General features: G+C 46.1%; 13 protein-coding genes. 8 read left to right on the top strand and 5 right to left on the bottom strand.

Translation table 11 applies throughout. The features are described 5' to 3' along the window. Positions 1-256 precede the first annotated feature (256 nt). From vsple_RS02400 to vsple_RS02365, 8 genes are all read left to right on the top strand, one after another. On the top strand, positions 257-685 hold the full coding sequence (locus tag vsple_RS02400; RefSeq protein ID WP_261882575.1) for a DUF1499 domain-containing protein: 429 nt from the start codon (positions 257-259) through the stop codon (positions 683-685). A 114-nt stretch (positions 686-799) separates the two neighbouring features. Then, the gene (mtnN, locus tag vsple_RS02395; protein ID WP_032553134.1) at positions 800-1,495 is read left to right on the top strand and encodes a 5'-methylthioadenosine/S-adenosylhomocysteine nucleosidase; all 696 of its coding nucleotides are present in this window, start codon (positions 800-802) and stop codon (positions 1,493-1,495) included. Positions 1,496-1,505: 10 nt separating this feature from the next. Next, the gene (locus vsple_RS02390; RefSeq protein WP_261882574.1) at positions 1,506-2,459 is read left to right on the top strand and encodes a cobalamin biosynthesis family protein; all 954 of its coding nucleotides are present in this window, start codon (positions 1,506-1,508) and stop codon (positions 2,457-2,459) included. Between the two features lie 28 nt (positions 2,460-2,487). Beyond that, positions 2,488-3,309, top strand: coding sequence for a vitamin B12 ABC transporter substrate-binding protein BtuF (btuF, locus tag vsple_RS02385; protein WP_420833794.1), 822 nt, complete (start codon positions 2,488-2,490; stop codon positions 3,307-3,309). 71 nt (positions 3,310-3,380) lie between these two features. Further along, positions 3,381-4,001: a TRIC cation channel family protein gene (locus tag vsple_RS02380; protein WP_261882572.1), complete on the top strand. Its 621-nt coding sequence runs from the start codon at positions 3,381-3,383 to the stop codon at positions 3,999-4,001. Positions 4,002-4,218: 217 nt separating this feature from the next. Beyond that, entirely contained in the window at positions 4,219-4,632 is a 414-nt protein-coding gene (locus vsple_RS02375; protein ID WP_255231459.1) for a VOC family protein, read from the top strand. Positions 4,633-4,635: 3 nt separating this feature from the next. Beyond that, positions 4,636-5,208 (top strand): flavodoxin family protein, encoded by a 573-nt coding sequence (locus vsple_RS02370; RefSeq protein ID WP_261882571.1) that lies wholly within the window; start codon positions 4,636-4,638, stop codon positions 5,206-5,208. A 60-nt stretch (positions 5,209-5,268) separates the two neighbouring features. Further along, on the top strand, positions 5,269-6,114 hold the full coding sequence (locus tag vsple_RS02365) for a LysR family transcriptional regulator (RefSeq protein ID WP_255231770.1): 846 nt from the start codon (positions 5,269-5,271) through the stop codon (positions 6,112-6,114). Here the strand turns inward: vsple_RS02365 and vsple_RS02360 are convergent. From vsple_RS02360 to mutT, 5 genes are all read right to left on the bottom strand, one after another. Then, positions 6,065-6,844 carry a TSUP family transporter gene (locus vsple_RS02360; protein ID WP_261882570.1) on the bottom strand — a complete coding sequence of 260 codons (780 nt, stop codon included), beginning with the start codon at positions 6,842-6,844 and terminating at the stop codon, positions 6,065-6,067. The genes vsple_RS02365 and vsple_RS02360 overlap by 50 nt on opposite strands. Positions 6,845-7,024: 180 nt before the next feature. Then, entirely contained in the window at positions 7,025-10,255 is a 3,231-nt protein-coding gene (gene carB / locus vsple_RS02355; RefSeq protein WP_255231462.1) for a carbamoyl-phosphate synthase large subunit, read from the bottom strand. 16 nt (positions 10,256-10,271) lie between these two features. Next, the gene (gene carA / locus vsple_RS02350; RefSeq protein ID WP_255231463.1) at positions 10,272-11,411 is read right to left on the bottom strand and encodes a glutamine-hydrolyzing carbamoyl-phosphate synthase small subunit; all 1,140 of its coding nucleotides are present in this window, start codon (positions 11,409-11,411) and stop codon (positions 10,272-10,274) included. A gap of 482 nt (positions 11,412-11,893) precedes the next feature. After that, positions 11,894-12,718: a 4-hydroxy-tetrahydrodipicolinate reductase gene (dapB, locus tag vsple_RS02345; protein ID WP_261882569.1), complete on the bottom strand. Its 825-nt coding sequence runs from the start codon at positions 12,716-12,718 to the stop codon at positions 11,894-11,896. Between the two features lie 89 nt (positions 12,719-12,807). After that, the gene (gene mutT / locus vsple_RS02340) at positions 12,808-13,206 is read right to left on the bottom strand and encodes an 8-oxo-dGTP diphosphatase MutT (protein WP_261882568.1); all 399 of its coding nucleotides are present in this window, start codon (positions 13,204-13,206) and stop codon (positions 12,808-12,810) included. Positions 13,207-13,282 lie beyond the last annotated feature (76 nt).

Raw genomic sequence — 13,282 nt, 5'->3', positions numbered from 1 at the left:
TTTCCTTTTTAAGTCATATAATTAACCCTTAGTATTATGATACCAATCGTAGTAAATAATTGCTCACCCTAGCTTGTTAAAATGCTCGATAACTGCGTTAGAATTTTTGATTGTAGAATAACTACTTATCGAAAAATTCCGCCTTGTTCTCAAGCCTTTTTCCTGCGCTATTTTTGATCACTTACTTACTGTGATTGGTATGACGATCATCAATGGGATAAGCCGTATACTCCCATTAAAGACAAAGGAGAAAATAATGAAAAAAGTCGTCTTGCTCTCCGCCCTTCTTATCGGACTCTCAGGCTGTAGCCAAGGAAATCAAACAATGGAAGACAGAACTAAAAACCCATGTGGCGACAAGCCTAACTGTGTCTCAACTCAAGATTCTCGTGAGCAACACAGCATTGCTCCATTTACTCTCACTGATGGCGTCAGCCTGTCTCAGATTGAAGCGGTCATATTGCAGCAACCTAGAACCAAAACAGCCGTAAAGAATGACGATTACTTACGTGTCGAATTTACCAGCAAGATCATGCGTTTTGTCGATGACTTAGAACTCAAAATTGAAGGCAATAATCTTTTGGTTCGTTCAGAGTCTCGTACCGGTCATTCGGACTTTGGCGTGAACCGCAAACGCGTGGATACCTTAAGAGCAGAGCTGACAAAAGCTGGGCTTATTGAGTAATCATACCCGCAGTTGTGATACCGAAGAGAAGTGCACAAGTGCTGTCGCTTGATGCTTCTCTTCCATGCTACAATTTCACCCTATTGTAAAAACAACCTTATTAAGAGACTACACATGAAAATCGGCATCATTGGCGCAATGGAGCAAGAAGTTGCGATCCTAAAATCAGCAATCACAGAGATGACAGAAGTGAAGAAAGGCGGCTGTACCTTTTTCTCAGGTCAGTTAAATGGTGTTGATGTTGTGTTACTGCAATCTGGCATTGGTAAGGTAGCTGCGGCGGTAGGTACTTCTATCCTACTAAGCGAATATCAACCAGACGTGGTTTTAAACACTGGCTCTGCAGGCGGTTTTGATTCAACACTTAACCTAGGCGATGTGGTTATCTCTACTGAAGTTCGTCACCACGATGCAGACGTGACTGCATTTGGTTACGAGATCGGCCAAATGGCAGGTCAACCAGCGGCATTCCAAGCAGATGCGAAGCTAATGGACGTTGCTGAGAAAGCACTAGCACAAATGGAAGACACACACGCAGTACGCGGTCTAATCTGTACTGGCGATGCCTTCGTGTGCACGGCTGAGCGTCAAGAGTTCATCCGCAAGCACTTCCCATCTGTAGTAGCGGTTGAGATGGAAGCCTCTGCAATCGCACAAGCTTGTCACCAATTCGAAGTACCGTTTGTTGTGGTACGCGCAATCTCTGACGTAGCAGACAAAGAGTCACCAATGAGCTTTGAAGAGTTCCTACCGCTAGCAGCGAAGAGCTCTTCTGAGATGGTGATTAAAATGGTAGACCTACTTAAATAAGTCACTCAAAATGCAAACACTGTTTGATCAGGTATTTGCAAATGGCGTGCTCCTCGTTATGTGGGGAGCACTGCTCTTTCATTTAATCTTACCGATTCCTCACTCTGCTCACCCAGTTACCCTCTGGCACAAGTTCGCTGAACAGCTCGCCAACAAGGTCAACAATCATCGCAACTACTCACAGAGCTTAATCTCTGGAACCTTAGCTTGGTTGTTGATGTGTTTTCCTGCGCTCATTCTGCTTATCGCCCTCAAGCCTCTGATGTGGCAGCCACAACTATTTGAACTTGCCCTTCTGTTGCTTGCCATCGATTGGCGCAACAACGAGAAGCTTGCAAGCCAACTGATTCGCGCACTCAGTCAGGATAATAAGCCGCAAGCACGTAAACTGCTCGCGCCTGTGGTTAATCGACAAACCGATACGCTGTCTACATTGGGACTTGGAAAAGCTTCTGCCGAAACTCTGATTATGGGTTACGGTCGCAACGTCATCTGCGTGCTCTTTTGGTACGCCATTGGTGGAGGCATTGCGGCACTCATGTACCGTTTAACCGCAGAGTTAGCGCGCGCTTGGTCACCAAGCAGACAACGCTTTGCTCCATTTGGTTCCAGCGTAGTGAAAGTGGTCGCGGTTCTAGAGTTTATTCCATTACGACTCTTTGCCTTGATGATTGTGGTAGGTCACAACGCAAGTAATACCTTCTCAATGATGCTGACTCAGAGCCGCTCTTGGCCACTGCCTGGCCCTGCTTGGCTCATCACTTCAGCAGGTAATAAACTCGAACTATCACTCGGTGGTCCCGCAATCTATGACGACGTTAAAGCGGTAAGAGCCAAACTAGGTGGGCGAATAGCGCCATCGGCGCTGCATCTAGCCCAACTGCAAAAAATGCTCGCTTGGCGAATACTGGCGTGGCTACTGATTCAAAGCGCTCTATTACTGATTATTCACCAAGGGATTTAATGTGAAGTTTTCTTCCTCTTGTACAGCTATCTCTGTACTTTCACTCTGTTTATGGCAATCCAATGCGTTGGCACAAACTCATAGCGAGGCAAAGCGTGTCATCAGCCTTGCCCCACACGCTACAGAGTTGGCTTACAGTGCAGGACTTGGTGACAACTTGATTGCAGTGAGCGAAAAAAGCGACTACCCACCCGAAGCTGATAAGCTGCCTAAGGTCGCCAACTATCAAGGGATAAAGGTCGAGAAGATCATTGCGCTTCAGCCCGACCTGATTCTGGCTTGGCCTGCTGGCAACCCCCCGAGAGAGCTTGCGAAACTCAAACAATTTGGCTTTGAGATCTACTACTCACAAACCAAGAGCCTAGATAGCATCGCCAGTAATATTGAGCATCTCAGTCAATACTCTAGCGATCCTAGCGTTGGACTCAGTAATGCCAAAGCTTATCGAAACCAGCTTGAACAACTCAAGTCTAAGTATCAAGACGCCGAACCTGTTCAATACTTCTACCAACTGAGTGAAAAACCTATCATCACAGTTGCACAAGGTCACTGGCCAAGTGAAGTCTTTGAGTTCTGTGGTGGCCAAAACATTTTCGAAGACGCTGCGACCTCTTACCCACAAGTGAGCATTGAACAAGTGGTGCTTAAAAAGCCGGAAGTTATCTTCACCTCTCGCCATGCCATTGAGAACGGCACCATGTGGAGCGATTGGGGCGATGAGATCCCTGCGGTTGAAAAAGAGCAAATTTGGTCACTCAATTCTGACTGGATAAATCGCCCTACGACACGAACACTACACGCTATCCAACAGGTGTGTGATTACTTTGATAAAGCACGTCAAAATCGCTAACTATTTGATGCGATTTTTCGTACAATTCGCCGTATACCTGTCCCTACAATTTAAATAAGAGCATCAGTATCATGGACTCCATGCTGCTTTACTTTATCGACTTATTCGGTACGGCTATTTTTGCCATCTCTGGCGTATTTGTCGCTGGCCGCTTGAAAATGGACCCATTTGGTGTCGCAGTTCTAGGCAGTGTGACTGCTATTGGTGGTGGTACGATTCGCGATATGGCGTTGGGTGCCACTCCTGTATTCTGGATCACCGATACCACTTATTTGTGGGTTATCCTTATAACCTGTCTGCTGACAATGATCATCGTAAGGCGTCCCAAGCGTCTCCCTTGGTGGATTCTACCAGTGTGTGATGCGGTCGGTTTGGCTGTGTTTGTTGGTATTGGTGTAGAGAAATCGCTGAGCTATCAAGACTCTGCACTGGTCGCGATCATCATGGGTGTGATTACTGGCTGCGGCGGCGGTATTATCCGCGATGTATTGGCGCGAGAAGTACCAATGGTCCTACGAAGTGAAGTCTATGCCACAGCATGTATCATCGGCGGCGTATTCCACACAACGGCTCTTAGCATGGGGCAAGATTCCGAGACAGCTTTCCTAGCCGGTGTCTTCTCTACCCTATTGATTCGCTTGGGAGCCATTCGCTGGCATCTATCTCTGCCAACATTTGCCCTCAATAAATAGTGCTCTAAGTGCTTGAACCTAAGAACAAAAATCAAAGGCTCTCCAGAGCCTTTTTTTGTACCTGTCGTTCTAGTGGTTGCACGCAAGCTTGCTCTACGTAAAACAAAACAGATTAAATAAAGCTTTTTATTTACTTAGTCATTTTTTGAACTATATTAGTAAACAAATATATTTATAAAGTTATTTATTTACTAATTAGAGAACACTGGAGGTTCCCATGCAGGCTTATGTTGAACACGCAAATATCACCGTCAGTAATATTGATGACGCCGTCCAATTTATCCAAACCGCAATCCCTGAATTTAAAGAGCGCCATCGTGGACAAACGAATTATCGCTGGTGCCATATTGGTACTGACGACAGTTATATCGCCCTTCAAGAGGTGGTTGAGAGAGAACAAACCGATCGCTCCCCTTATCTAGATGTGGGTATTAATCACATTGGTATCGTTGTTGATGACGTTGATCGTGTTGAGAAACGCTTATTAGCTGCTGGCTATGAACAGAACGATATCGGAGAGGACAACCCGTTTCGCAAGCGCGTCTATTTTTACGATGCAAGCGGTGTTGAGTGGGAGTTCATTGAGTACCTTACTCAAAATGCTGAAAACAAAAATCGCTACGAGGATTAACCAATGAGTCAGATCGGTATTGTTTTCTTCTCTAAGTGTGGTGCAACGAAAGCTGTCGCCCAAGCCCTCGCCGAAGGTGTCGAGGCTCAATCTCAATCCATCACCATGATTGAGGTTTTACCCAGTGAAATTGTAGAAGGTCGCTACATCAACGAGCAAAAAATCAAGCAGCTTGGCGAGTGCGAGGCGATTGTATTTGGATCACCGACTTACATGGGAAGCCCAGCCGCACAATTCAAGGCATTTATGGACGCCAGCAGTGATCCTTACTGTGCTAAAGCTTGGCGCAATAAATTCGCCGCAGGCTTTACCACGGGCGGCAGTCTCAATGGAGAGCAACAACAAACACTATTGAGTTTCTTCACACTGGCGTGTCAGCATGGAATGTTATGGATTGGGCTTGATGCCTCTAAGCATACCGATGATTTAGGCCTCAATCGCACAGGCTCTAACATTGGCTTAGTGTCGAGTATCGATGATGGTGAAGGTAACGTAAATGCCAATGACCTACTCACTGCTCGCTACTACGGAACCAGGATCGCAACTCTGGTTCAAGAACTGGCAAGTAAACAGTAGAGCCGAAGGTCTGATTGAGATAAGTTGGGAGTATTATTCCCAACTTTCATCAATAACCCTATGCTACTTGAAGGTATTGAAACACTATTAGTACTCAGTAAAGCAAAAACCATGAGCCGTACTGGCAGCCTGTTGTACATCAGTCAGTCAGCGGTCAGTAAACGGATTGCCAACTTAGAAAAGAAGTTAGGTAAAAAGCTGATCGAACCCAATGGGCGACAGATTAAGCTCTCTCCGGACGGCGTTGCTCTTATCGAGAGTATCGGTCCCGCATTCAATGAACTACGTGGACTTATCTACGAACAACAAGAGCTAGAAGATACCACGCTAATCACCTTAGATAGCTCTAAATCACTGATTGCCGGCTACCTCGGTAAGATGATGGGCGACTTTATCCAGCACGATAAATACATCACTATCACCACCAACCACACACCTCGGATCATCGAGCGAGTGCAATCAGGGAAAGCGACGCTAGGATTGTGTGCTGGGGTACTTCCCCCTCACCACGGACTGATGACCTTTCATCTTTTTGACGAACCATTCTACATTGTAAGTTCAACGCATTTAGAGCGTCTACCAGAGCGTGTCATCACCAATGATATGACCAACCCAGCCAATAGCTATCAACTGTCAGTGCTTGAGAAGTTTGGTGTTAAACCACTAATGGAGATGGATGCCTATACCGCAGCCGCGCAGCTAGCATTAGGTGGAACCGGTCCTGCATTGATTCCTCTATCAATCGTCAAAACGCTCAACATTGCTCCTCAGTATCTGTTCAGTTTTAAGGAGCTCAAAAATTTGATTCGCCCGATTCACATCTGCGTGCGACCAAATAGCTATCAATCACCGCGAGTTAAAGCACTGATAGAATCCATTGTTGATGCTGTTCCCAAAGGAGTTTAGAAGCCATCAACATTGACATCACGATCACCAAAGGGCGGATCCACTTTTGTCCTTTGGTAACCACAATCTTGGCACCTAATTGTGCGCCAATAAAGCCACCGACAGCCATCACTAAACCGAGTTCCCAAATTGGTAGGCCAGCAATAATGAAGAAGATCAATGCGGCAATATTCGATGTAAAGTTCAGCACTTTGGTACGCGCAGTCGCATCCACTAAAGAAAAGTGACCAATTGCGACAAAGCAGACTGTGAAGATAGAACCGGTGCCCGGTCCAAAGAAGCCATCATAAAAACCCACACCACCACCAACACACAGCGCAAACATCGCCTCCGATACACGTTGCTTCCCTTCGCTGGTCTTAGTTTGTGGGGCTAACAGAAAGTAGAGTGAGATAGCGATCAGTAGTAGTGGGATCAAGCTAGTGAGTAAACTCGCGTCGATATACTGGACTAATTCGGCACCAATAGCAGAACCAATAAAGGTACATAAGATTGCAAAACGCATCTCTTTGATACTGACGATGCCATTACGGACAAAGTACCAGCTTGCAGAAAAACTACCGAAAGAGCTCTGCAGTTTATTAGTCGCCAACGCTTGAGTCGGCGGAACGCCTGCGGCCAAAAGCGCCGGGAGTGTTAACAGTCCACCACCACCAGCCATCGCATCAATAAAGCCTGCCGCTGTCGCGACAAAAAACAGTATCGCTAGAATCTCAATGGTAATGTCCATGTGTCTCACTCCTTAACGTTGAGAGCACAAATTACCACCGTTACAAAAATGAAAACAACGAAACACGAGACAGTAATCTATTCCATATTTTCATCATTTCATATCTCGCCAAACTAGCAGGCATAAAAAAGGTCGCTCAATTGAGCGACCTTTGCGGCATTTATATCCGTTTAACAGAGATTACGCTTCAGAAGCTTTCACTTGAGCGTGTAGTTCTTGTACTGAAGTGACGCTTGTTTTCGCGTCAGCTGTGTGAGCCATACACGTTGCGAACGCTGCGTTTAGCGTTGTGGTGTAGTTCACTTTCTCAGCTAGAGCACCACGACGAAGTACTTTAGAGTCTTCAATCGCTTGACGACCAGCAGCCGTGTTCACGATGTAGGTGTACTCGTTGTTCTTGATACGGTCAAGAATATGAGGACGACCTTCGTGTACCTTGTTCACTAGACGTGGGTTGATGCCCGCTTCACCAAGGATAACCGCAGTGCCGTGGGTTGCATCTAGTTGGTAACCAAGCTTAGACAGCTTAGATGCCAAGTCAACAACACGCTCTTTATCGCCTTCACGAACAGAAAGTAGCGCACGACCGCCTTCAGGATAAACATTGCCACAACCCAATTCTGCTTTCGCGTAAGCTTCAGCGAACGTTGCACCAACACCCATAACCTCACCGGTAGAGCGCATTTCTGGGCCTAACAGTGGGTCAACACCTGGGAACTTGTTGAACGGCAGTACTACTTCTTTAACAGAGTAGTAAGGTGGGATGATTTCTTTGGTGAAGCCTTGAGCTTCTAGAGATTGACCCGCCATAACACGTGCTGCAATTTTAGCGATTGGTGCGCCAGTTGCTTTCGATACAAACGGTACTGTACGCGCTGCACGAGGGTTCACCTCGATTAGGTATACTTTGTTGTTTTTAACCGCAAACTGCGTGTTCATTAGACCGCGAACACCTAGCTCGAATGCTAGCTTTTCAACTTGCTCGCGCATTACGTCTTGGATTTCTTGGCTTAGCGTGTATGCAGGAAGAGAACATGCTGAGTCACCTGAGTGAACACCCGCTTGTTCGATGTGCTCCATGATACCGCCGATAACTACGCGCTCACCGTCACAGATAGCATCGATATCGACTTCAACTGCATCGTCTAGGAAGCTATCTAGTAGAACTGGAGATTCGTTTGATACGCTAACCGCTTCGTTGAAGTAGCGACGTAGGTCTTGCTCGTCGTATACGATTTCCATCGCGCGACCACCCAGTACGTAAGAAGGACGTACAACCAGTGGGTAGCCGATTTCACGTGATTTCTCTACCGCTTGCTCCATTGTTGTTACTGTCGCGTTTTCTGGCTGTAGAAGACCTAGACGGTCAACCGCAACTTGGAAACGCTCACGGTCTTCTGCACGGTCGATTGCGTCAGGGCTAGTACCGATGATTGGCACGCCAGCCGCTTCAAGTGCACGAGCCAGTTTAAGAGGTGTTTGACCACCGTACTGAACGATAACGCCTTTTGGCTTCTCAACACGAGCGATTGCTAGTACGTCTTCCAGTGTTACTGGTTCGAAGTATAGACGGTCAGATGTGTCGTAATCCGTTGAAACAGTCTCAGGGTTACAGTTAACCATGATAGTTTCGTAACCATCTTCACGTAGAGCTAGTGATGCGTGTACACAACAGTAGTCAAATTCGATACCTTGGCCGATACGGTTTGGACCGCCACCAAGAATCATGATCTTGTCTTTATCTGTTGGGTTAGCTTCACACTCGTCATCGTAAGATGAGTACATGTAAGCCGTATCTGAAGAGAACTCAGCCGCACACGTATCAACACGCTTGTACACTGGGTGGATATCGTACTGGTCACGTAGACGACGGATTTCGCTTTCCGCAACACCTAGAATCTTAGATAGGCGAGCATCAGCAAAACCTTTACGCTTCAGTTTGTTAAGCTCTTCTTTGTTCAGACCTGCAAAGCCTTTCGCTTTAAGCTCTTGCTCAAGCTTCACGATGTCTTCGATTTGAACTAGGAACCAACGGTCGATTTGCGTTAGATTGAATACACCATCGACTGACATACCCGCACGGAATGCATCCGCGATGTACCAAATACGCTCTGCGCCCGCTTCTTTTAGCTCGTGACGAATTGTTGTTAGTGCGTCTGGCGCATCTAGGTCAACCATTTCGTCAAAGCCAGTCGCGCCAACTTCTAGGCCGCGAAGTGCTTTTTGTAGCGATTCTTGTTGGTTACGGCCGATAGCCATAACTTCACCAACAGACTTCATTTGCGTTGTTAGACGGTCGTTAGCACCTGCAAATTTCTCGAAGTTAAAACGAGGAATCTTAGTTACTACGTAGTCGATGGTTGGTTCGAATGATGCTGGTGTTGCGCCACCCGTGATGTCATTTTGCAGTTCATCTAATGTGTAACCCACAGCCAGTTTCGCTGCAATCTTAGCGATTGGGAAACCTGTCGCTTTAGAAGCTAGAGCAGAAGAACGAGATACACGTGGGTTCATCTCGATGATAACCATACGGCCATCTTTCGGGTTGATACCAAACTGTACGTTTGAACCACCTGTTTCAACACCAATCTCACGCAGTACCGCTAGAGATGCGTTACGCATTAGTTGGTATTCTTTGTCTGTTAGCGTCTGAGCTGGTGCAACTGTGATTGAGTCACCCGTGTGGATGCCCATTGGGTCGAAGTTTTCAATCGCACATACGATGATACAGTTGTCCGCTTTATCACGAACCACCTCCATCTCGTACTCTTTCCAACCGATTAGAGATTCATCGATTAGAAGTTCGTTTGTTGGAGAAAGGTCTAAACCGCGACGACAGATCTCTTCGAACTCTTCTTTGTTGTATGCGATACCACCGCCAGTACCACCCATAGTGAATGATGGACGGATGATACAAGGGAAGCCAACCATATCTAGAACAGCGTAAGCTTCTTCCATGGTTTTCGCAGTGTCAGCACGTGGACACTCAAGGCCGATAGACTTCATCGCCTTATCGAAACGAGAACGGTCTTCTGCTTTATCGATAGCGTCAGCCGTTGCACCAATCATCTCTACACCGAACTCTTCAAGAACGCCGTGCTTCTCAAGATCTAGTGCACAGTTAAGAGCCGTTTGACCACCCATTGTAGGTAGAACTGCGTCTGGCTTCTCTTTCGCAATGATGTTGCGAACAACTTCCCATTGGATTGGCTCGATGTAAGTTGCATCAGCCATATCTGGGTCAGTCATGATGGTCGCTGGGTTCGAGTTTACTAGAATAACTCGGTAACCTTCTTCGCGAAGCGCTTTACAAGCTTGAGCACCAGAGTAATCGAACTCACATGCTTGGCCGATAACGATCGGGCCAGCACCTAGAATTAGAATACTTTTAATGTCAGTACGTTTTGGCATTGTCTACTACTCCGAATTACGCTGTGTGCTTTTTAATTAGTTCAATGAAGTGGTCGAATAACGGCGCCGCGTCTTCTGGACCTGGGCTCGCTTCTGGGTGACCTTGGAAGCTGAATGCTGGCTTATCTGTGCGGTGGATACCTTGTAGAGAACCATCAAATAGCGACTTGTGCGTTGCACGTAGGTTTTCAGGCAGCGTCTCTTCATCTGCAGCAAAACCGTGGTTTTGTGAAGTGATCATCACAACATTACGATCTAAGTCTTTAACTGGGTGGTTTGCACCGTGGTGACCAAACTTCATTTTCACCGTCTTCGCACCAGAAGCTAGTGCTAGGATTTGGTGACCAAGACAGATACCGAAGATTGGTAGACCTTTCTCTAGGAATACTTTTGTCGCTTCAATTGCGTAAGTACATGGTTCTGGGTCACCAGGGCCATTTGAAAGGAAAACACCGTCTGGGTTTAGTGCGAGAACTTCTTCCGCTGACGTTTCAGCTGGAACCACTGTTAGGCGGCAGCCGCGGTCAACAAGCATACGTAAGATGTTGCGTTTTGCACCGAAGTCGTAGGCAACAACGTGATATGGCAATTCTGAGTCTGCTTTCGCTTCAGGAAGTCCACCCGTAAGCGTCCACGAACCTTGTTTCCATTGATACGCTTCTTTTGTTGTAACTTCTTTCGCAAGGTCCATACCTTTTAGGCCTGGGAATTCTTTCGCTTTAGCTAGCGCTAGAGCCTCGTCGATGTTGTTACCCGCTACGATACAACCGTTTTGAGCACCCTTCTCGCGAAGAATACGCGTCAGCTTACGAGTATCGATATCAGCAATACCAACAACGTTTTGCGACTTAAGGTAATCAGAAAGGGATTGTTCATTACGGAAGTTAGAAGCGATAAGAGGGAGATCGCGAATCACAAGGCCTTGAGCGTGGATTGAAGAGGATTCTTCGTCTTCGGAATTGGTTCCGGTATTGCCAATGTGAGGGTAAGTAAGCGTTACAATTTGTTGAGAATAGGAAGGATCAGTGAGGATTTCTTGGTACCCCGTCATCGAGGTATTAAAAACGACTTCACCAACAGCAGAACCGTCTGCGCCAATGGATTCACCGTGGAATACTGTCCCATCTTCTAGGACTAGCAATGCTGACTTTTTCAAGACAACCTCCAGAAATAAAAATGCATTTAAATTGATTTAATTTGCAAATCTACCTTCCTGCAACACCCAAAAGTGCGTGTTTATGGAAATTAGACAAATTGGCGGTATTTTAGTGATGCCCGTGATTTGTGTCAACATTTAACGCAAAAGAAATTAAACATTTGTAGCCACTTATCCAACTTTCTCTTTTAAAGCTCCAAAAGTACTAGTTTCACAGGGCTAACACAGAGAAATTGAGATTTTTTCAACTCTCGATGTCATTTCACTCTAAGTTACACTGATAGAAATATTGATAAGAAAACGCAAACGTTAAATAAGAAGAGAAAATAACAAATAAAGACAAACTCAAACAAAAAACAACCAAAACAAGACAAAAAACACAACAAACCAAGCGTATTTCCACGACCTTAGTGAAGTTTAATTATCATTAGAATGGGCTAAATAAACAAAGCGCCGGCAATTGCCAGCGCATAATTATCTATTTACAGTTCGTTCAAACCCAGCACATCTGTCATGGTATAAAAGCCTGCAGGTTTACTATCTAACCAAACCGCCGCCTTGATCGCACCGTTCGCAAAAGTCATACGATCGGTTGCTTTGTGGGTAATTTCGACACGCTCACCAATATCTGCAAACATTGCTGTGTGCTCACCAATGATGTCGCCGGCACGAATGGTTGCAAAACCGATCTCATCTTTAGTGCGCTCACCGGTAATGCCTTCACGAGCCCAAACCGCAACGTCATTCAGATCATTACCCATAGCTCCGGCAATCGCTTCGCCCATACCAATCGCAGTGCCTGATGGCGCATCGACTTTATGACGATGGTGCGCTTCAACAATTTCAACATCACAGTAATCACCCATTACCTTGGCCGCTTTCTCAAGCAGCTTGAATACTAGGTTAACACCAACACTGTAGTTGGGAGCCATAACAATTGGCATCTCTTTAGACGCAGCGGCAATCACTTGTTTCTCTTCTTCAGAGAAGCCAGTTGTACCAATCACAAGCTTTTTGCCATGCTTCTTGCACAGTTTAATGTTCGCTAGAGTGCTGACAGGCGCAGTAAAGTCGACGATGACGTCAAACTCTTCTACCACTTTTGCTAGATCATCAACCAAGGCAACCTCAAAGCGACCTTCACCACACAGCTCACCGATATCAACACCGACCAGCGATGACTCTGGGCGCTCTGAACCAGCACCAACCGTCGCATCTTTGTTTTGGTGAGTAGCTTTCACCAAGTTACGGCCCATGCGACCTGCTGCTCCTGCAATTGCAATTCTTACCACTGCATTTATCTCCATTGTTTGGTTTGTCCCCTGCATACATTCGCAGAGCGACTCAAGTTCACTATCTCTTTAAACTAACAACAATCTCAGACTCAGGCTAGCCCTTACGAGTACTCTTTTACTACACGCTGTAAAATCGGCACGTTTGCTTCTGGGAATTCGTAGTCTGGCAATGCTTCAATCGCAACCCACTGCCCTTGTTGCCCTTCTTTGCCATAAGGCTGCTGCTCGAAAGCAGTGACACAGATGAAATCAAACTTTAGAGACTTGTCTGGATAATCAAACTCTAAGTGTTCAAACAAGCTCTGCTCAGTCACCATAATGCCGATCTCTTCATCAAGCTCACGAACCATAGCTTGTTCAATGGTTTCGCCCTCTTCAACCTTGCCGCCTGGAAACTCCCAAAAGCCGCCTTTGTGTTTATCACTCGGACGCTTGGTAATATAGATTTCCGATTTATCCTGATTGAAGATAATGCCCGCTACAATATGGATTCTTTTCATTGATGGTGTTCCTTCTATGTCTCTACCGTCATTCCCTACAATGAGGAACGAATTAAATAGAGAATCTGCTCTTTTG

This window comes from Vibrio pelagius, assembly GCF_024347575.1.
Lineage (GTDB): Bacteria > Pseudomonadota > Gammaproteobacteria > Enterobacterales > Vibrionaceae > Vibrio > Vibrio pelagius.
Note: the sequence above shows the minus strand (reverse complement) of the source record. Positions and strands in the feature narration are given on the sequence as shown.

Excerpts from the sequence above, each read along its gene's own strand:
- vsple_RS02400 (WP_261882575.1), top strand. The coding sequence starts at position 257 with ATGAAAAAAGTCGTCTTGCTCTCCGCCCTTCTTATCGGACTCTCAGGC.
- mtnN (WP_032553134.1), top strand. The coding sequence starts at position 800 with ATGAAAATCGGCATCATTGGCGCAATGGAGCAAGAAGTTGCGATCCTA.
- vsple_RS02390 (WP_261882574.1), top strand. The coding sequence starts at position 1,506 with ATGCAAACACTGTTTGATCAGGTATTTGCAAATGGCGTGCTCCTCGTT.
- vsple_RS02380 (WP_261882572.1), top strand. The coding sequence starts at position 3,381 with ATGGACTCCATGCTGCTTTACTTTATCGACTTATTCGGTACGGCTATT.
- vsple_RS02375 (WP_255231459.1), top strand. The coding sequence starts at position 4,219 with ATGCAGGCTTATGTTGAACACGCAAATATCACCGTCAGTAATATTGAT.
- vsple_RS02370 (WP_261882571.1), top strand. The coding sequence starts at position 4,636 with ATGAGTCAGATCGGTATTGTTTTCTTCTCTAAGTGTGGTGCAACGAAA.
- vsple_RS02365 (WP_255231770.1), top strand. The coding sequence starts at position 5,269 with ATGCTACTTGAAGGTATTGAAACACTATTAGTACTCAGTAAAGCAAAA.
- vsple_RS02360 (WP_261882570.1), bottom strand. The coding sequence starts at position 6,844 with ATGGACATTACCATTGAGATTCTAGCGATACTGTTTTTTGTCGCGACA.
- carB (WP_255231462.1), bottom strand. The coding sequence starts at position 10,255 with ATGCCAAAACGTACTGACATTAAAAGTATTCTAATTCTAGGTGCTGGC.
- dapB (WP_261882569.1), bottom strand. The coding sequence starts at position 12,718 with ATGGAGATAAATGCAGTGGTAAGAATTGCAATTGCAGGAGCAGCAGGT.
- mutT (WP_261882568.1), bottom strand. The coding sequence starts at position 13,206 with ATGAAAAGAATCCATATTGTAGCGGGCATTATCTTCAATCAGGATAAA.